We start from the raw sequence: 19,713 nt of genomic DNA, 5'->3' as shown, positions 1-19,713 counted from the left end.
CATCGCCAGATCATGACTGAAGGGCTGCCTGTAACTGCTCTTCGGTCCAGATGGTGATGCCGAGCTCCTGGGCCTTGGCCAGCTTGGAACCGGCCGCTTCCCCCGCCACCAGCACATCTGTCTTGGCCGACACAGACCCGGCTACCTTGGCCCCCAGCGCCTGCAGCGCCGCCTTGGCATCGTTGCGAGAGAGCAGGTTGAGAGTGCCGGTCAGCACAAAGGTCTTGCCGGCAAAGGGCTGCTCGCTTGCTTCCTTCTTCTCGATGACAGGCCAGTGGATACCGGCGGCCAGCAAGGCTTCCAGTACCTCGACGTTATGGGGTTGACGCAGGAAGTAATAGACGTGCTTGGCCACCACCTCCCCCACATCCGCCACCGCCAGCAACTGCTCCACTGTGGCGGCACGCAGGGCATCCAGAGTGAGGAAATGGTTGGCCAGGTTCAGCGCTGTCGCCTCCCCCACCTCGCGAATACCCAGGGCAAACAAGAAACGCGGCAGGGTAGTGCTGCGCGCAGCATCGATGGCCGCCACCAGATTGAGTGCTGATTTCTGGCCCATCCGCTCAAGGCCGGCGAGCTGGATGGCGTTGAGGCTGAACAGGTCTGCCGGTGTCTTCACCAGCCCCTTGTCTACCAGTTGCTCGACAATTTTGTCGCCAAGGCCATCCACATCCATGGCACGCCGCGCCGCGAAGTGCTTGATCGCCTCCTTGCGCTGCGCCTCGCAGAACAGACCGCCTGAGCAGCGGGTGACCACTTCCCCTTCCAGCCGCTCCAGCGCCGAGCCACAGACCGGACATTGGGTAGGAAAGAGGATCTCGCGGGCATCCGCGGGGCGCTGGGCCTCCACCACGGCAACGATTTGCGGGATCACATCCCCTGCCCGGCGCACGATCACGGTATCGCCGATCATGACACCAAGGCGTTCAATCTCGTCGGCATTGTGGAGAGTCGCGTTGGAGACGGTGACGCCACCGACAAACACGGGTTTAAGCTTGGCAACCGGGGTCACGGCGCCGGTACGACCCACCTGAAACTCGACATTCTCGAGCAGTGTCATCTCCTCCTGGGCCGGAAACTTGTGGGCAGTGGCCCAACGGGGAGCGCGGGCCACAAAGCCCAGCTCTTCTTGCACGGGGATGGCATCGACCTTGTAAACCACGCCGTCTATCTCGTAGGCCAGCTCGCCGCGGCGGGCCAGAATATCGTCGTGGAAGGCCTGGCATCCGGCCGCGCCTTCCTTGAGTTTCACCTCCGGGCTCATGGGCAGGCCCCAGGCTTTGAGCTGACACAAGCGGCCGAAATGGGAATCCCCCAGCTGATCGCCGCCCACCCCGACGCCATAGGCGTAGAAGTTCAGCGGACGACTGGCGGTGATGCGGGAATCGAGCTGACGCAGGCTGCCAGCCGCGGCATTGCGCGGGTTGACGAACACCTTCTCGCCAGCGGCCAGTGCTTTGGCATTCATCGCCTCGAAACCGGCCTTGGGCATAAACACCTCGCCACGTACTTCCAGCCGGGCGGGCCAGTCGCTGCCGCGCAGGGAGAGCGGGATCGCCTTGATGGTGCGCACGTTCTCGGTGATCTCCTCACCGGTCGCACCATCGCCCCGGGTAGCGGCCTGCACCAGCTGGCCATCCACATAGAGCAGGCTCACCGCCAGGCCATCCAGCTTGGGCTCACAGCAGAAGGTGAAGCTCACCTCCCGCTTCAGGCGATCCTTCATGCGCTGCTCGAACGCCTGCAACTCTTCGCTGCTGAAGACGTTGTCCAGGCTCAGCATAGGGATCTCGTGACGTACCTGCCTGAAGGCAGTCAAGGGTTGACCACCAACCCGAACACTGGGGGAGGCAGGGGTTTTCAGTTCTGGGTGCTCGGTCTCGATCGCGATCAGTTCCTGCATCAGGCGATCGTATTCGGCGTCAGGGACGGTGGGGTTATCCAGCACATAGTACTGATGACCGTATTCGGTCAGCAGATCACACAGTTGACGGTGGCGGGAGAGGGTTTCGCTCATGGAAAAGTCTCGGACTGTGGTTGGAATAATAAGTTAACCGCACAAACAAAAATGCGGCACCTGGGTACCGCACTTTTGATGTACTCGACCCCTTGGAGTCTTAGTCTCGATTAGCCTCGTAGGCGGCCAGTTCGTGCCGGTAACGGGCTATGGTCTCGTCGCTCAGTGGGCTGCGATCCATGTCAGTCAGCATGGCATCGAGATCGCTGGCCAGCTGGTCGGCAGCCTGCAGCATGTGCTCGAAGGCAAAGGCTGCATTGCTGCGCAGCGGCAGCTGCATGAACAGGGAGACACCCGGGGTGTTGAACTGCTCCATCCGGTACGGATTAAAAGTGCCCGGCTTGACCATGTTGATCATGGAGAAGAGCACTTCACCCTTGCCGTTGAGATCCTCGTGGCGATGGAAAATATCCATTTCACCAAACTTGAAGCCCAGCGCCATCAGGGAAGCCAGCAGAGTCGCCCCTTCCAGATCGTGACCGGGGCGCGCCATCAGGTTGATGACATAGACATCCTGCCAAATCTTCTCGACCGGCTGGGTATCCATCAGCGGCTCACCAACGGGCTCCTCATACACAGGCTCCTCGTAGGCAGGCTCTGGGGCCACATAACGGGGCTGCGGCTTGTACTCAGGCGCTGGCACATGAGCAGGTTCGCGGGCACCGAAGGTAGGTGCGGTCGCGTAGGCCGGCTCGACCAGAGGTTCATCATCCAGCTGTTGCAGCAGCGGCTCGCGCTGGGAACGAGAACGGTGTACCGGGGTACGACGGATCACCTGAGCGGGCTTGCGCACCGGGGCGGCAGGCACTTCCTCTACTGTCTCGGCGATGGGCTCCTCGAACTCCTCCTCGTCTTCTTCGTAGACGGGGGGCGGGGCAACCGGGCGAGCGGCAGGCTTGCGCACCACAGGGGTTGGCAGCTCGACCTCGTCATCCTCGTCATCGAAAGCGGTGACGGGCGCACGGCGGCTGACATCCGGCTGGCGAGCCTCCTCGCTGTGGAGCTTGGGCTCGGCACGACGGCTACCGCTGACCACACGCACCTGACCGACACCATCGTTGTCGAAGGCGTCATTGTCACGAGTCCGTGATTTGGATTCCATCCGGCCCAGAGGTTTCTCTTTGATCGGTGCCTGACGATTCTTTCTGTTGCTCCACAACCCGTGAATGAGCAATGCCGCAATAGCAATACCGCCCAGGGCAACCAAGATGTAACGCAATTCCTGCATTAGCTGCTTCTCTTTCTAGTTTTGCTCAGCCAAAGCGACGGCTTCACCGATATCGACCGACACAATGCGAGAAACCCCGGGCTCTTGCATCGTAACGCCAACCAGCTGCTCAGCCATCTCCATGGAGACCTTATTATGACTGATGTAAACGAACTGTACTGTGCTCGACATCTCTTTGACAAGAGAACAGAAGCGACCGACGTTCACTTCATCGAGCGGTGCATCCACCTCATCCAGCAGACAAAATGGTGCTGGGTTGAGTCTGAAGATGGCAAAAACCAGCGCAAGTGCGGTTAACGCCTTCTCCCCCCCGGAAAGCAGGGCAATGGTAGCATTCTTCTTACCCGGAGGTCTTGCCATGATGCTCACTCCGGCCTCCAAAAGATCATCCGAGGTCAGCTCAAGCCAGGCACTGCCTCCCCCAAACACTTTTGGAAAGAGGGATTTTAAATCTTCGTTGACCTTATCGAAAGTGTCACGGAAGCGTATTTGTGTTTCTTTATCAATTCTTTTAATGGCTTGGCTCAAGGTTTCCAGCGCTTGCTCGAGATCCTGACACTGGTTTTCCAGGTAGGTTGAGCGGGTTTTCGCCTCTTCGTACTCCTCCAGCGCCGCCAGGTTGATGGCGCCAAGTGCCTCCACTTGTGCCTCCAGCGTCTGGATCTCCTGACGCAACTTGCCGCGATCGGCGGCGATCAAGACAGCCTGATCGAGATCCACCAGCCGTACCCCCAACTCCTCGAACTGCTCATGCAACCCCTGACGGCGGGTCAGGTTGCGCTCGCGCTCCAGCCTCAGGGTCGCCAGCTTCTCCTGCAAGGTCACCAGCTGCTTGTGATCAACGCTGCGTGCCTGTTCCAGTTCGGTCAGTTGTCGCTCCAACTCTGCCAGCCTTTGATGGCAGGCAAGTTGCAATGCTTCGAGGCTGCGTTGCTCGGCCAGCAGGGGCGACAGATCCTGACCCGGCGTGGCCCCCGGCTCCTTGAGTTCGGCCAATTCCAGCACGAGCCGGGCCAGTTCCTGCTCCCGCAGGCTGATGAGCTGGCTCTGATTCTGCTGCTCCAGCTGCCAGCGCTGGCAGCTGGCTTGTTGCTGCTCACGGCGCAGACGCGCCTCTTCCACCGCCCGCTCGGCATGGGTGGCCCGCTCCTGAGCAAGCTGCAGCGACTCGGTCAAAGGCTCACCCTGTTCCTGCAATTCGCCAAGCCGCTCCTCATCGAGCTCAAGCTGCTGCAATGCCGCTGCCAGCCGCTGCGCCTCGTCGGCTTGCTCCTTGTCCAGCCTGGTCAGCTCTTCGCCAAGCTGACCGAGCCGTTGCAATCGCTCCTGGCGCTGGCCTTCCCGCAGGCTCCAGGCTTCACGCAGTTGCTGCCACTGCTGTTCCTGCTCGCGCACTGTACGCTGGCTCAGTTCGAAGGCACTGTGCAGCTGGGCACGCGTGGCATCGGCAGTGCCCAGTTGTTCATTCAACAGGCCAAGGGCCTGCTGGCCTGCCGCCAGTTCTGTGTGTAATCGCTCACGTTCACCGAGCAGGGCCAGAGTGCCGAGTGCCCCGCCCTGGCCGAGATCTGCCCAGTTGGGACCAAACCAGTCTCCGGTCGGGGTCAGTACCGACTCACCGGCCAGGAGGCCAGGCTGGCGGGCCAGCGCTGCGTCTCTATCTTCAACCAGCCAGATGGCGTTGAGGAAGGCGGGAATATGCGCCCCCTCAAGCCGGGCCGCCAGGGTACCCGCCACCGCAGGTCGGGATGGACCAATCCAGAGCCCGTTCTGCGCCAGATTGCACTCGTCGCTGGGCTGGGCGGTGAGCCAGCGGCCGAGCACCTTGTCAAGCGCCTGCGCCCACTCGGGCGCCACCTGCAGATTGTCCGCCAGGGTAGCCCCCACCATCTGCTCCCCCAGCATCTGATTAAGAGTGGTGAGACGGGCTTCAAGCTCCCGCAGCAGGCCGCTCTGCTGGCTTTGCTGCGACTTGCACTCTTCATGGCGAGCCACGCTGGCCTGCCACTGCTGCTCCAGCTCGGCGTGGCGAGCCCGGGAGCATTCCAGCTCGGACGCCAGGGCGTCGAGCACGGGCTGCAACGACTCCCCTTCCCCGCCGAGTGGACCTGCGCGTTCATCCTCCAGCTTGAGCCGTGCCAACCGTGTCTTGGCTTGCAGCTCCTGCAGACCGTTCACTTGGGCGCGAGTCTGGTTGAGCTGCCCCTGCAACTGGCCAAGTTGTTGTTGCCACTGCTGCTGGCGTTGACGCGCCTGCTCCAGCTGCTCGCCGGCAGCAAGACGCAACCCCTGCTGCTCGGTGAGCAACTGCTCACACTGTTCGAGTCGCGCCGACTCCTGCTCCCCCTTGAGGGTGCCTTCGGTCAGCTGTTCCTGCTGGCTCGCCAGTTGTGTCCTGATGCCCTCTATCCGCTCGCCAAGCGCCTGACGCCTGACCTGCCAGTCGCGACCGAGCTCGGTTTGATGAAGTTGCTGCTGTTCGAGGCGGGCGATGGCCTGACCACCGAGAAAAATTTGTTGCTGGCGGCTCGCTTGCTCGGCCTGGGCCTCCTGGCGGGCCACCGACAGGGTAACGTGACGCCCCTCATCCTGGGTGCGCTTGGCATCCAGCGCCGCCAGGGCCTGTTCAGCCTGAGCCAGCTCGGCCTTGGCCTCACCCAGGCGAGTCTCCAGCGCCCACAGCTCGGAACCGATAAGCTCGGCCCGTGCGGCGCGCGAACGGCTCTTGAGTTGCTTGTAACGTTCGGCCGTCTCGGCCTGAGTCTTGAGATGTTCGAGGCGGGAGCCCAGCTCACCGCGAATGTCGCCGAGCCGCTCCAGATTCTCCTGGGTATGGCGAATGCGCTGCTCGGTTTCGCGTCGCCGCTCCTTGTAACGGGAGACACCCGCCGCCTCCTCCATGAACAGCTTGAGATCGGCGGGGCGCGACTCCACCAGCCGACTGACGGTGCCCTGCTCTATGATGGCGTAGCTGCGCGGCCCGAGGCCGGTACCGAGGAAGAGGTCGGTGACATCTTTGCGGCGGCACTTCTGGCCGTTGATCTGGTAATGGTTGGAGCCGTCGCGCAGCACCTCGCGGCGCACCGAAATTTCGGTAAAGCGGCCAAATTCACCGGGTACCCGGTTGTGGGGGTTGTCGAATACCAGCTCCACCGAGGCGCGACCGTGAGGGCTGCGGTTGATGGAGCCGTTGAAGATGACGTCCGTCATGTTCTCGCCGCGCAGATGGCGGGCCGAACTCTCCCCCAGCACCCAGCGCACGGCGTCGATCACATTGGACTTGCCGCAGCCATTGGGCCCCACCACGGCGGTCATGTCGGCCGAAAACTCGATGCGGGTTGGCTCGACAAACGACTTGAAACCGGCGAGTTTGATCAATTTCAGACGCATGGAGGCCTATTGGGTAACGAAATAAAGAGAAGGCGGGCAGGCGACTTTACCAAATCCAAACCTTGTTTGTAATATGCTGGCACTTTCCCATGAACAGATGGAGCTCAGATGAGCCAATCACCCCCTATGGTCAAAGACTCAATCAGCGGCGCAGACTACTTCCTGCGCGGTTTCTCCCTCATTCGCCAGCCCGGCATCCGCACCTTTGTGCTGATCCCGCTGCTGGTCAACTTCGTGCTGTTTGCCGGGGCCTTCTACGCCCTCTTGTTGCAGCTCGATGGTCTGTTCGGCTGGCTGCACCAGCAGATCCCCAGCTGGCTCAGCTGGTTGGACTATCTGCTCTGGCCCATCGCTCTGATCACCATACTGGTTGTCTTCTCCTTCCTGTTCAGCTCGGTCGCGAACTGGATAGCGGCCCCCTTCAATGGCCTGCTGGCGGAGAAGGTGGAACAGACCCTCACCGGCGAGGTGGTCAGCGACACCGGCATGCTCGACATAGTCCGGGATGTGCCCCGCACCTTCGGCCGTGAATGGACCAAGCTGAAGTACTACCTGCCCAAGGCCATCGGCTGCCTGATCCTGTTCCTCATCCCCGTGGTCGGGCAGACCCTGGCCCCCGTGCTCTGGTTCCTGTTCAGCGCCTGGATGATGGCAATTCAGTACATCGACTATCCGTTCGACAACCACAAGATAAGCTTCATCACAATGCGCGATGCCTTGAAGCAGCGCCGCGGCAAGTGCCTGAGCTTCGGTGCCCTGGTCACCCTCTTCTCTGCCATTCCGGTGGTGAACCTCTTTGTGATGCCGGTCGCCATCTGTGGTGCCACCGCTATGTGGGTGGATCACTACCGCGCCGAACAGCTCAAACGTTGATCCCTGCCCCAATGAAAAAAGGCACCTCATCGGTGCCTTTTACTTTTTTGCATTATAAAAAATAATGAATAGCCTTCATTCCTTGTCCCATATAGCTTGAATTGATAGGATGCGGGCCTTTCTCGCACCCTGGGATATCTCATGTTACATACACTCTTCTTGCTGGGCCTGGTGGCCGAAGGAATGACTGGCGCACTGGCTGCGGGTCGGCGACGGATGGATCTGTTTGGCGTGGTGATCATCGCCTCGGCAACGGCCATCGGTGGCGGTACCATCCGGGATGTGTTGCTTGGGCACTATCCCCTGCTCTGGATTGAACATCCGGAATATGTGCTGCTGGTGGCAGGCGCGGCCATGGCCGCCGTCATATCGGCACCGCTGATGCGCTACCTCGGCAAGCTGTTCCTGGCGCTCGATGCGCTGGGACTGGTGGTCTTCTCCATCTTCGGCGCCGCCAGGGCCCTGGAGATGGGCCATGGCATCGGCATTGCCTGCATCATGGCGGTGGTCACCGGCGCCTTTGGCGGTGTACTGCGAGACCTGCTCTGCCAGCGCATTCCCCTGGTGTTTCGCCGGGAGCTCTATGCTGCCATCTCGCTGATCACCGCCGCCATCTACTGCCTGGCGCTGGATCAGGGCCTGCCCAACGACTGGGCCGCCTTTGGTGCCATCGGGATCGGCTTCGTGTTGCGCTTGCTGGCGGTACGATTCAAGTGGGGATTGCCCACCTTCCACTATCAGTACGCAACCCACTGAGCGCGCCAGCTTCTGGCGAAGCCGTTCGGATTGCAGACAACAAAAAAGCGCCTGACAGGCGCTTTTTTGTATGGGGACACTGAGCGCGTACACGACTCAGTTAATCCCTTCCGAGCTGAAGAAGGTTGCCTTGTCGGCGATGAAGCGGATCTTGATGTTCTTGCCCTCCTCTCCCCAGATGCAGCTGGTGGTGCCCAAGGCATCGTCGCAGCGCTCTGCCTTGCCGAGTATGGTGCTCGCTTCCGCGTAGCTGATCCCCATCTTCAACTTGTCGTAATTCTCGCGATTGAGCTTGCCACAACCGGTCAGCAGCAGGGCAATCATGCCCCCGAGAAAAATATGTTTCATCTGGTTCTCCTCTGGATAGTGTCCGGAGCCTAACAGCTCGGCCCCCCTCTTTGCCAGTGACCAGGCGCTGCCGCCCGCCATAGAGGCGAGGTGTCGCTCGCCGGATGCCGCCAACGACTACCAGCTGCGGACGGGGCCGGTGTCCAGATGAACGAAGTTGTCGCTCGGGTAGTAGCCCACTCCACCCACCTTGAGATTGAGCGCAGCCTTGCGCAGATGGGCCAGTTGGACACCCGGGATCCGCACATCCACCGCCTGACCCAGGGTGTGATAGCTGTGCTTGGCCACGCCGCGGCTCTTGCTGCGCTTCTGGCGATTGGTCGCCGGTGAACGGTAGCCGGAAATAAGCTGGATCTCGCCGTTGCGGCCCAGCTTGTGCTGCAACAGATAGAGCTGATCGAACAGCTTCTTGTCGATGTTGAACACTTCGTTGCGACGATAGTCGCGGAAAATATGATTGAGCTCGGCCAGCCCGTCTTGCAGGTAGCGACCATTCTCCCAATAACTGGCCTGCACTCGCTCGCCGGTATTGAGATTGAAAAAACTGAGTTCACGTCCTGAGGTACTGCGGCTCGCCATGGCAGGGAATGAGAGCATGGCTCCCCCCAGCAGGCACCCAGCCCCCAGCAGCAGGCGACGTCGACTTATCTCTTGTTCCAGCATAAGGAGTTCGTCCATCGCAGATGTAAGCGACACTGTTGAGTGAATTTGATACAGGTGCTTGAAACTACCTTTCGAACCCTCCCATGTCAAACCGCCCGCACCAATGAAAAAGCCCGGCAAGGGCCGGGCTTTTCACTCTGTGGCAAGGATCACAGCAGGCGACTTTGGAAGCTGACTCGATCAAATCCATAGATGTCATTGCGCAGTTGCTGGCGACCCTCTTCGTCGATCCAGCTGCTCCAGTAGACGGTAAAGACCGGTATGGGAGTGGTCAGCGGCAACCACTTTGTCTGGGTATTTTTCAGTATGCTGGCCACCTTGTCCGGCTGGTAGCGGGAGTCCGCCAGCAGCAACTCGGCCAGATCGTCGGCGTGCTCCACCCGGATGCAACCGGAGCTGAAGGCCCGAGCCCCTTGCTCGAACAGCGCCTTGCGCGGAGTGGAGTGCAGGTAAATGGCGTCGTTGTTGGGCAGGTAGAACTTGTAGCGCCCCAGGGCATTGTGATCACCGGGCTTTTGCCGCAGGCGATAAGGGAAACCGGCGGCCAACGCCTGATACCAGCCCTCTTCGGTGAACTGCACAGGGTTGCCTTCGCCGTCGATCACCTCGAATTGCTCGCGATTCAAATAGGCAGGATCCCGACCCAGCTTGGGCAGAATATCCTTGCTCAGGATGGAACGCGGCACATGCCAGGGCGGGTTGAGCACTATGGAGCGGATCTCGCTGGCGAGTATGGGGGTTGCCCGCTGCTCCTTGCCAACGATGACCCGACTGGTAAACACCTCGTTGCCGGACTCCACCACGCTCAGACGGTAGTCAGGAATATTGACCAGCACGTAACGGGCACCGGAGAGATGATCAACCAGATCCCGGCGCCACAGGTTGCGCAACAGCAGGCTGGCACGCACTTGCGGCCCGGTGTTGAGCCAGGTGCGAGTCTGGCGGCCAATGATGCCATCGGCGGTCAGACCGTGGCGGCGCTGGAACTGCTTGATGGCCTGCTGGGTGTCGACGTCATAGGTGGCGTCGTCATGACGGGGGGCGCCATCCCCCAGCTCGTTGAGGATGGTACGGATCTGCCCCAGTTCAGGGGATACCTCACCCGCCCGCAGGGTCGGCATGGTCAGGGTTGGCCACTGCTTTGCCATGGGCATGGCGAGCAGTTTGCGCACTTCCTCACGCACCGCCTCATACTCGGCGACCTGGGGTCTGAGCTGCTTGACCTGATCCAGCAGATTGTCGCCAACAGGCTCGTGGGCCAACGGCTGGTTCAAATTGAGCTTGAGAGTTCGCATCTGCTCGCGAGCGACCAGATCCATGGCACGCCAAGCCTGCTGAAAGCGGGCCAGCTTGCCAAAAACTTCATCGTAAATGGCCCCACGCTGATCGGCCGGTTTGGCCTGCAGCTTCTTCCAGAGACTGAAGAAGTCAGGGTGCAACTGGGCCAGTACGGCCTCCTGCAACTGGTGCTCCAACTCAAGGCGAGCCTGCTCTGCGGTACTGTTTTGATACCAGTCATGCTGCACTGCAGCATTGGTTACCAACACCTGTCCTTCGCTTGCCTGCGCCATTGCCGCTGGCAAGCAGCCCAGCCAGATCAGGTTTGCCAACGCCAGCCAATACTTCTTCCCCATGCTTACCTCAAGATCGGTTCACTTCAACTGCCAGACCCGGCGGTCAAGGCGCTCATGATGCGTGAATGCCAGTGACTTTACTAGCTGGCGGGGGCGTAGCGCCGCCAGATAACGTCATACTCATTGGTTGCTTTAAATTCAGCCAGCTCCCGATTGAACGCCCTGACAAACGCCGGTGAAAGCCGCTGTTTGCTGAACATGAAAAAAGTGGGTGCTTCATATACGGCCATACCGTGAGGCACGATCAGATCGTTTAACCCCTCTTCTTTCAGACCCCAGGGCGTGGCCAGAATATCCCCGAGAAAACCGTCGATCCGGCCGAGCACCAGCTTGCCGTAATTTTGATGATCATTGACCACGCTTACCTGGGCCGCATAACGGCGCAACAAGTCGGCTGTCTCGGCCCCATAGTAGTAATCCTTGGTCACCCCGAGAATATGACCACTGGCCAGCCAGCTCGCCAAATCGGTTTCAGGATAGGAAGAGGACTTGCGGACCCAGAGCACACTGCGCCCCGGATTATAGCCATCGGAAAACCAGGCATAGCGGCCACGCTCCTCGTTGGAGTATGCCTCCATGGCGATATCGAGCGAGCCCCGCGCCAGATCGTGCAATATCCGCTTCCAGGGCCGCTCCACATAGGTGACCTGACAACCCAGTCGCGTGAGCATGGCATTGAGTGTTTCCACGGCAAAACCTTTCAGCACCTTGTCATCCGTCGTCGCGCTGTCGTAATAGTGATAGGGCGGCCAATGGTCAAAACCGACCCGCAGCGGAGAGGGGCAAAAGCTGTTGGCGGATGCAGCCGGAGAGAGCAACCAGAGCGCACAGCAGAAGAGTATCAGCTTCATGGGTCATCCTTGACAACGCGATGCCTCATCATAAATCGGCCTTGGCCAAATGGCGACAGATTCTGCCACAGCGATCACCTGCATCGACACTGCATAGAGGGGGGTGTTTCCTCCCATAGGGACTCGGCCATGAAATGAGCCCATACCCCGCGCGGCACAAGGCTTGGTCAGGTCACAACCGGGTCAAAATGGGGGCATTTGGAGCACTGACTCGAAAGGGGTTAATATGTGACCAAATATATTTTTGTGATCCACTATGCTTTTTTTGCAATTGGATTAGCATATGCGCGAAATCAGCCTACCAATCGTGAGGCGTAGAGAGTGATATGACGTACAAAAAGTTCGGTTTTCTGACTGCCATCATGGCACTGAGTGGTTTCTACCTTTACACCCTCTATCTGGCTGCCCACCCCAATGTGAGCCTGGCCTACAAACTCTATTACCTGGAAGGCAAGACCCGCTTCTGGGAGCACAACTCCAGCATGACTTATCAGCCGGGCAACGAGCTCAACCTGACCAGGCCGAGCCGCTTCCTCTCCAGCGCAGGCTGGGCTACCAAGCCAAGTACCAAGGGTACCGAACTCAGCGGCCAGGGCGGCCTCTATTTCGTGCTGCCCAAACAGCAAGCTCAGCCTGAACAGCTGACCATACAAGCCAGGGTCAACAGCCCGCAGGCCGGCACCCTGCTCAAGGTGGCGCTGGGTCATAACTTCACCACGACGGTCCGCCTGGCCAAGGCTGGCATCAACGAAATCCGGCTCAATCTGCCGGGCGACTCTCTGACGTCGGACCCGAAACGGCCTAACTTCCTGGCGCTGTCCGCACCGACTCCCCTCAATGTTCAGTCGGTACGACTGACCGTCGCCCAGTAAGACGTATTACCCGATACGCGGTTTAATAAATAATTTTCCAAATAAGGAAATTTCCATGTCGCATGCCGATTTTCGACTCTCTCTGATCGTGCCCGTGTACAACGAGGAAGAGAGCATAGATGCCTTCATCAACGCGATAGATAACGAACTGGCGCCCATCAAGGATCATCTGGAGATAGTGTTCGTCAACGACGGCAGCCGTGACAGCACCCGTGAAGTGATCGAGCAAGCCATCACCCGCGATCCCAGGGTGACCCTGGTCAACCTAGCGCGCAACTTCGGCAAGGAAGCGGCCATGACCGCCGGCCTGCATCATGCCAAGGGCGATGCCATAGTGCCGATGGACGTGGATCTGCAAGATCCCCCTGCCCTGATCCTGGAGTTCGTCAAGCTGTGGCAGACCGGTGACTATGACACCGTCTACGGCATACGGGTGGATCGCAGTGCCGATACCCCGATGAAGCGGGTCACCGCCGGTGGCTTCTACCGTTTCTTCAACGCCCTCTCCACCAGCACCAAGCTGCCGGAAAACGCAGGTGACTTCCGTCTGATCGACCGCCGTGTGGTGGAAGCTATCAAGCAACTGCCAGAGCGCAACCGCTTCATGAAGGGTCTGTTTGCCTGGGCCGGCTTTCGTGCCGTGGGCGTTCCTTACGAGCGTCCGGCCCGTCACGCCGGTGAAACCAAGTTCAACTACTGGAAGCTGTGGAACTTCGCCCTCGATGGCCTGATGAGTTTCTCCAGCTGGCCGCTGCGGGTATGGAGCTATGTGGGGGTCGGTGTTTCCTTCGTTGCCTTCCTCTACATCCTCAAGATCGTCACCCAGGTGGTTTTCTTCGGGATCGACGTACCCGGTTATGCTTCCCTGATGTCAGTGGTGCTGTTCCTTGGTGGCATCCAGCTGCTGTCCCTTGGCATCATTGGCGAGTACATAGGCCGCATGTTTGTGGAAGTGAAACAGCGCCCCGTCTATCTCATCGAAGGGGTCTACGGCCAGTATGCCAAGCCGGCGGCAGACAAGCAGCAGGACGCTGACACACAGCAACAAGACAAGAAGGAGCAAGCGCCTCAATGATCTCCCGCGAGGAATTCTGGCGCCTGTTCCGGTTCGGTCTGGTCGGCGGGGGGGCAACCCTCGTCGACCTTGGTACCTCTATCGCGCTGTTTCATACCTGGCCCGCCATCTCTGAACACTGGGTCACCACCATCGCCTTCATGATTGCCTTCTGGTTCTCATTCTTTGGCCATCGTTACATCACCTTCCAGAAACAGGGTACCATCGGCAAGTTCTTGCTGGTTGCCCTCTTCTCGCTGGCGGTGAGAAACCTGATATTGAGCGGTCTGCTGTTTGCGGGTCTTTCTGGTCTGCTGCCTGTGGTGATCGCCACCCTGACAGTCACAGTGCTCACCTATATCCTCTCTCGCGTCTGGGTATTTGCCTGATGAATGACATTACAACATTGACTCCCGACAGCTCGACTCCCGGCTGTCAGGCACCCTATCGCCCGTCACTGGCCATCAGCAGCCGTGACTGGCTGATGATCATCGCCGCCTTTCTGCTGAGCCGGGTTGCCCTCTATGGCATGGGTTATTTCGGCGTCCAGCTTTACGGCACCACCGACATAGGCCCGCTGCAAGCCTATTGCCAGTTCGACTGCGTCTGGTTCCAGCGCATCATCGAAAACGGCTACGATCTCTACCCGCGCTGGCTCAGCAAGGGCAATGCGGCCAACTGGGCCTTCATGCCGCTCTATCCGATGTTGTCAGGTTCGCTGTCAAACCTGCTCAATGTCGAGAGTCTGATCGGCCTGATGCTGGTGGCCAACCTTGCCTTCTTTGCCAGCCTGCCGCTGATGCTGCTGGTGCTGCGCCAGCTAAAGCTGGGTGACGAGACAGCCCGCTTCGGCGTCTGGCTGCTCGCCTTCTCCCCCTTCTCCGCCTATTTCGCCTCCGGCTATACAGAGTCGATGTTCATGGCCTTGATGCTGGGGATGTTCCTGTTTGCCTATCGGGAACAGTGGCTGATGGTCGCAGTGCTCGGCGTCTGCATCTCCGGCACCCGCAATCTGGGTGTGATGATGGTCTTCCCTGTGCTGATCCTGGCGCTGCAGGCCTACGGCTGGCGGGAGTTTTTCCGCTTCACCGAACGCGCCTTCAAGGTGGTATTCACCCTCTGGCTCATCCCCTTCGGCCTGTTTGCCTACATGGTCTATCTCTATCACCTCACAGGTGATGCGCTGGCCTTCAAGCATATCCAGGTGGCCTGGGGCCGTTACATGGACAGCCCGCTCGACTGGTGGCTGAGCGGCTTCGAGCTGGGGGGGCGCAAGGCTTACCTCTCCATCATGGTGATCTTCGGCTGGTGTCTGAACCTCTATCTGTTCAGCCAGAAGCGCTGGGCCGAAGCCACCCTGATGTTCATCTGCTGCACCATACCGCTGATGACGGGCCTCAACGCCATGCCACGCTACATGTTCGGCCTCTACCCGACCCTGCTGGCCATTATCCTGCTGACCCATCGCTGGCCAGCCATGCGACCTGCCGTGCTCTGCATCAGCGGCATGGTGGCCTCCTTCATCGCAGTGGCCTTCGTCAACGCCAAGTTCTTTACCGTTTGATGTGACGCCCCCAACGCCATGTCCAAAAATGCCGGTCCCTTGACCGGCATTTTTTATGTTCTTCGTAAATCCACGGGAGAAGTGAGCCTTGGCTAAAGGCGGGTAAACAAGACATCACCCACCATGTTCCTATCGTGAAACAGCACAGCGTTCTCCGACGCTCGGTCAACGCACAAGAGGGCATAAGAGCAAACGGACAAGGCGAATCAGGCAGGAAGAGGCGAGAGAGGGATAGATAGACAGCCAGCAAGAAGGGAGGGGTTATCTTGCAAACCGTCGCGATGGGACGGCTTGCAAGTGCTGTCTCCCGAGCACAGGCAGTGCTCGGGAGACAGCCACAAAACCAGTCTCGTAGAGAGGCTGGTTTACTTGACGGTGACCCGGGCAAACTTGCGCTTGCCGACCTGATAGACGGCGGTACCGGCACCTACCAGTGCCTTGCCATCTTCCAGCTTCTCGCCGTCACGCTTGACCGCGCCCTGCTTGATCATGCGCAGCGCTTCGGAGGTGGTGGCCACCAGATCGGCGTCTTTGAGCAGGTTGGCGATGGCCAGGCCTTCACCTTCCAGCGCCAGTTCGACTTCCGGCATCTCGTCCGGAATGGCGTTCTTGGAGAAGCGCTGGGTGAAATCTTCGTGGGCCGCTTCCGCTGCCGCTTCGTCGTGATAACGAGCGATGATCTCTTTCGCCAGCCAGATCTTCACGTCACGGGGATTCAGGGTATTCGCGGCGATACCGGCTTTGAACTCTTCAATTTCGGCCAAGGGACGAGAGGAGAGCAGCTCGTAGTAGTTCCACATCAGGTCATCTGTGATGGACATGATCTTGCCGAACATTTCGCCCGGGGCATCGTGCACGCCTATGTAGTTGGCAGCGGACTTGGACATCTTCTTGACGCCGTCCAGACCGACCAGCAGCGGCATCATCAGCACGCACTGGGCGGCCATGCCGGCATCTTTTTGCAGCTCGCGGCCCATCAGCAGGTTGAACTTCTGATCGGTACCGCCGAGCTCGACGTCCGCTTTGAGTGCAACCGAGTCATAGCCTTGCAGCAGCGGATAGAGGAATTCGTGAATCGCGATGGACTGGCCGCCGGTGTAGCGCTTTTTGAAGTCGTCGCGCTCCATCATGCGGGCCACGGTCTGCTTGGCCGCCAGCTTGATCATGCCGGTCGCGCCCAGCTCGCCCAGCCAGCTGGAGTTGTACTCGATGCGGGTCTTGGCGGGATCGAGGATCTTGAACGCCTGCTCCGCATAAGTGAGGGCGTTGTGCTTGATGGCCTCTTCGGAGAGCGGCGGACGAGTGCTGTTCTTGCCGGAGGGATCACCCACCATGGCGGTGAAATCGCCGATCAGCAAAATGATCTCGTGGCCCAGATCCTGGAAGGTCTTCAGCTTGTTGAGGATCACGGTATGACCCAGGTGAATGTCAGGAGCCGTCGGGTCCATCCCCAGCTTGATGCGCAGCGGGCGCCCTTCCTTCAACTTGGCAACCAGTTCTTCTTCAACCAGAATTTCTTCCGCTCCGCGCTTGATCTCGGCTAGCGCCACCTCGAGCTGGGACATTTTTTGACACTCCAATCACGATTCCACAGGGCCAAACATATTACTGGAATGGCGAGCTAATTGGAAAGGCTGTAAAATCTGCTCATTCTGCCCGACATCATCAGCTTCTCATGGTCATTTGGAACGCCTTCAACTCTCTTCCCACCTGGCACCGCAAGATGGTGCTGATTTTGAGCATCATGGTGATGATGCTGGCGGCCTGGCCAAGCGAACGGGCGGTCGCCACCCGGGTCGATGACAACAGCAACGAGCTAGCCGTCGAGCCGCAACCGGACGACGGTGATCTGTTGGCACAAGCCGGGCAAGCGGCCATTCCGCCCAAACCGAGCTATGTCACCAAACAGGTGAAAGTGCGCAGTGGCGACAACATGGGCGTCATCTTCCAGCGGCTGGGGCTCAGCACCACGGATCTGCACCTGATCGATCAGCTCGATGGCAGCGACCCCCTTCGCATGTTGCGCCCCGGGCAAGAACTCACCTTCAAACTCACCAAAAATGGCGATCTGCACAGCCTCTATTACCCCCACAGCCTGGAACAGGCGTTGAAAGTGAGCCGCAAGGCCGAGAGCTTCGTGGCCAAACCGGTCAAGCTGGAACTCGATACCCGCGAGCAGGTTACCCGAGGCGAGATACGCTCCAGCTTCTGGGGGGCCGCCGTCGAGGCGGGGATGACCGAAGATCAGATCATGGATCTCGCCGCCATCTTCGGCTGGGATATCGACTTCGCCCAGGACCTGCAACCCGGGGACAGCTTTCGGGTTGTCTATCAGGAAAAATTCCAGGATGACGAGCGAGTGGCCTCCGGCGACATTCTGGCCGCCGAGTTCATCAACCAGGGCGCCATCTATCGCGCCGTGCTGAACGACGATGGCAACTACTACACACCGGAAGGCAAGGCGATGCGCAAGAGCTTCCTGCGCGCGCCAGTCAACTTCAAATACATCAGCTCCAACTTCAATCCGCGCCGCCTGCACCCGGTCACCGGCAAGGTGCGTCCCCACAATGGCATCGACTATGTAGCACCGGTGGGCACCCCCATCATGGCCGCGGGCGGCGGCAGCGTGGTAGCGGCCGGTTACAACCAGTTCAACGGCAACTATGTCTTCATCAAGCACGCCGGCAACTATGTGACCAAGTACCTGCACCTATCGAAACGCACCGTCAATAAAGGGCAGCGGGTGAAACAGGGGCAGACCATTGGCACCCTGGGGGGCACAGGCCGGGTAACAGGCCCGCACCTGCACTATGAATTTGTAGTGGGCGGCATTCACAAGAACCCGCGCACCCTCAATCTGCCGCAGGCCGAGACCCTCACAGGGCGGGAGCTGGCCAACTTCAAACTGCTGGCAACGCCGCAATTGGCCAAACTCGACCAACTCGACAAACCCGAGCTGCAGCTGGCCCAGAACAAGCGGGATAGCAACGGCAGTTAATGCGTCATCAGTCTCTAGCCGCGCCGCAGAAAAAGGCGAACGCTGAACCCTTGTTCCACACCTGTATCTCGATAAATAAGGACATCTCATGATTGAGCGCTACATTGGGCTGATGTCCGGCACCAGCATGGACGGGATCGATGCCGTGCTGGTGATGATGGACGGGGATGAACTGCGGGTCGAAGCGGCCATCAGCCACCCCTGGCCTACCGCCCGCGAGCTGCACGAGCTCTGCACCCCGAGCGACAACGAAATCGATCGCATGGGGGTGGCCGATAATCTGGTGGCCCGCGAGTTTGCCACCGCCACTCACGCGCTGCTGGCCAAGGCAGGGCTGACCCCCAAGGATATTCGCGCCATCGGCAGCCACGGTCAGACCATCCGCCACCGCCCCCAACTCGGCTTTACCCTGCAGATCGGCAACGCGGCCCTGCTGGCGGCCCTGACCGGCATCGACGTTATCGCCGACTTTCGTACCATGGACATGGCCCTCGGCGGTCAGGGGGCACCGCTGGTGCCCGCCTTCCATCAAGCGCTGTTTGCCAAACCCGGCGCCCTGCGAGTGGTGCTGAACCTCGGCGGCATCGCCAATATCTCGGTACTGCCGGGCAACGCGGGCGGTGTGTATGGCTTCGATACCGGCCCGGCCAATACCCTGCTCGATGGCTGGTATCGCCGTCATCAGCCAGACGGCGGCAACTACGATGCCAGTGGCCAATGGGCCGCCAGCGGCCAACTTATCCCATCGCTGCTAGCCAAGCTGCTGGCTCACCCCTACTTCGCCGCCCCCGCCCCCAAGAGTACCGGTCGAGAGATGTTCACCCTCGCTTGGCTCGATGATGAGCTGGCAGGCAGTGGCTACGCGCCGGTGGATGTGCAGCGCACCCTGCAGGCGCTCACCTGCCACAGTATCGCCCGCCAGTTGCCTGCACTGGACGAGGCGCAAAGCCAGCCCGAGCTGTTTGTCTGCGGCGGCGGCGCCCATAACCCCCCCCTGCTGAGCGAACTGGCCAGCCTGCTGCCCGGCTGGCGCATCGCCAGCACGACCGCGCTGGGGATTGCCCCCGACTGGATGGAGGGCGCGGCATTTGCCTGGCTGGCACAGCGCTTTATCCACCGCAAACCCGGCAACCTGCCCGCCGTTACCGGTGCCAGCCGTCTTGCCGTCCTGGGTGCCCTCTATCCTGCCTGATCGCCAACTGGGAGCACCACCTATTACCCAGATCACGGCCAGCAAGGGAGGGCAAGCTGCCCTCCCATACACGGTCGCCAATCGCACAACCCTCTACCCCGCCGGATAAGTGACACTGGCTGCCCGACCGGCGTCACCCAGGCGGGCCAGCCACCCGCTGGTCCCACCCTTTCGCTCCATCATCACGATCTGCTAAGGAAGGTGCGAACAAGTCCCTGATATGAGATCATGTTTGTCATCTGGAGCCATGGAACAGGGTTCATCATGAGTCAT

The 19,713-nt window shown here is 59.9% G+C and carries 16 protein-coding genes; 8 read left to right on the top strand and 8 right to left on the bottom strand.

From position 1 onward, the window contains the following. Nucleotides 1–10 precede the first annotated feature (10 nt). From ligA to OKC28_RS12495, 3 genes are all read right to left on the bottom strand, one after another. A complete protein-coding gene (ligA, locus tag OKC28_RS12505; protein WP_270689470.1) occupies nt 11–2,017 on the bottom strand; it encodes an NAD-dependent DNA ligase LigA in 2,007 nt (668 codons plus the stop codon). Nucleotides 2,018–2,117: 100 nt separating this feature from the next. Beyond that, nucleotides 2,118–3,245 (bottom strand): cell division protein ZipA, encoded by a 1,128-nt coding sequence (gene zipA, locus OKC28_RS12500; protein ID WP_270689468.1) that lies wholly within the window; start codon nt 3,243–3,245, stop codon nt 2,118–2,120. Nucleotides 3,246–3,260: 15 nt separating this feature from the next. Further along, a complete protein-coding gene (locus OKC28_RS12495) occupies nt 3,261–6,635 on the bottom strand; it encodes an AAA family ATPase (RefSeq protein ID WP_270689466.1) in 3,375 nt (1,124 codons plus the stop codon). A gap of 108 nt (nt 6,636–6,743) precedes the next feature. On the opposite strand from OKC28_RS12495, the gene cysZ reads away from it, so the two are divergent. After that, complete coding sequence (gene cysZ / locus OKC28_RS12490; RefSeq protein ID WP_270689464.1) at nt 6,744–7,508, top strand: sulfate transporter CysZ; 765 nt, start codon at nt 6,744–6,746, stop codon at nt 7,506–7,508. 141 nt (nt 7,509–7,649) lie between these two features. Continuing rightward, nucleotides 7,650–8,264 carry a trimeric intracellular cation channel family protein gene (locus tag OKC28_RS12485; RefSeq protein WP_265422698.1) on the top strand — a complete coding sequence of 205 codons (615 nt, stop codon included), beginning with the start codon at nt 7,650–7,652 and terminating at the stop codon, nt 8,262–8,264. A gap of 96 nt (nt 8,265–8,360) precedes the next feature. Here the strand turns inward: OKC28_RS12485 and OKC28_RS12480 are convergent, their stop codons facing one another. The 4 genes from OKC28_RS12480 to OKC28_RS12465 form a co-directional block, all read right to left on the bottom strand. Next, nucleotides 8,361–8,612, bottom strand: coding sequence for a DUF3862 domain-containing protein (locus tag OKC28_RS12480; protein ID WP_270689461.1), 252 nt, complete (start codon nt 8,610–8,612; stop codon nt 8,361–8,363). Nucleotides 8,613–8,729: 117 nt separating this feature from the next. Beyond that, nucleotides 8,730–9,275, bottom strand: coding sequence for a DUF882 domain-containing protein (locus tag OKC28_RS12475; protein WP_005316921.1), 546 nt, complete (start codon nt 9,273–9,275; stop codon nt 8,730–8,732). A 149-nt stretch (nt 9,276–9,424) separates the two neighbouring features. Beyond that, nucleotides 9,425–10,909: a L,D-transpeptidase family protein gene (locus OKC28_RS12470; protein WP_270689457.1), complete on the bottom strand. Its 1,485-nt coding sequence runs from the start codon at nt 10,907–10,909 to the stop codon at nt 9,425–9,427. Between the two features lie 80 nt (nt 10,910–10,989). Then, nucleotides 10,990–11,760 (bottom strand): substrate-binding periplasmic protein, encoded by a 771-nt coding sequence (locus tag OKC28_RS12465; protein ID WP_021141070.1) that lies wholly within the window; start codon nt 11,758–11,760, stop codon nt 10,990–10,992. A 326-nt stretch (nt 11,761–12,086) separates the two neighbouring features. Between OKC28_RS12465 and OKC28_RS12460 the strand changes: the two genes are divergently transcribed. From OKC28_RS12460 to OKC28_RS12445, 4 genes are read left to right on the top strand one after another with little or no spacing between them, the layout of a single operon-like run. After that, a complete protein-coding gene (locus tag OKC28_RS12460; RefSeq protein ID WP_270689455.1) occupies nt 12,087–12,632 on the top strand; it encodes a hypothetical protein in 546 nt (181 codons plus the stop codon). 55 nt (nt 12,633–12,687) lie between these two features. Next, nucleotides 12,688–13,707 (top strand): glycosyltransferase family 2 protein, encoded by a 1,020-nt coding sequence (locus OKC28_RS12455; RefSeq protein ID WP_270689453.1) that lies wholly within the window; start codon nt 12,688–12,690, stop codon nt 13,705–13,707. Next, nucleotides 13,704–14,075, top strand: coding sequence for a GtrA family protein (locus tag OKC28_RS12450; RefSeq protein WP_234576433.1), 372 nt, complete (start codon nt 13,704–13,706; stop codon nt 14,073–14,075). The genes OKC28_RS12455 and OKC28_RS12450 overlap by 4 nt, the downstream gene beginning before the upstream one ends. Continuing rightward, entirely contained in the window at nt 14,075–15,250 is a 1,176-nt protein-coding gene (locus tag OKC28_RS12445; RefSeq protein ID WP_059111525.1) for a hypothetical protein, read from the top strand. Before OKC28_RS12450 ends, OKC28_RS12445 begins: the two co-directional genes overlap by 1 nt. A gap of 365 nt (nt 15,251–15,615) precedes the next feature. On the opposite strand, the gene tyrS is transcribed toward OKC28_RS12445, so the two are convergent. Next, a complete protein-coding gene (gene tyrS, locus OKC28_RS12440; RefSeq protein WP_270689450.1) occupies nt 15,616–16,815 on the bottom strand; it encodes a tyrosine--tRNA ligase in 1,200 nt (399 codons plus the stop codon). 110 nt (nt 16,816–16,925) lie between these two features. On the opposite strand from tyrS, the gene OKC28_RS12435 reads away from it, so the two are divergent. Beyond that, on the top strand, nt 16,926–18,248 hold the full coding sequence (locus OKC28_RS12435) for a peptidoglycan DD-metalloendopeptidase family protein (RefSeq protein WP_219592841.1): 1,323 nt from the start codon (nt 16,926–16,928) through the stop codon (nt 18,246–18,248). 88 nt (nt 18,249–18,336) lie between these two features. After that, a complete protein-coding gene (locus OKC28_RS12430; RefSeq protein WP_270689448.1) occupies nt 18,337–19,440 on the top strand; it encodes an anhydro-N-acetylmuramic acid kinase in 1,104 nt (367 codons plus the stop codon). Nucleotides 19,441–19,713 lie beyond the last annotated feature (273 nt).

The organism is Aeromonas sp. D3, from assembly GCF_027705025.1.
Taxonomy (GTDB): domain Bacteria; phylum Pseudomonadota; class Gammaproteobacteria; order Enterobacterales; family Aeromonadaceae; genus Aeromonas; species Aeromonas salmonicida.
This window is presented reverse-complemented; position numbering and strand designations above follow the sequence as displayed.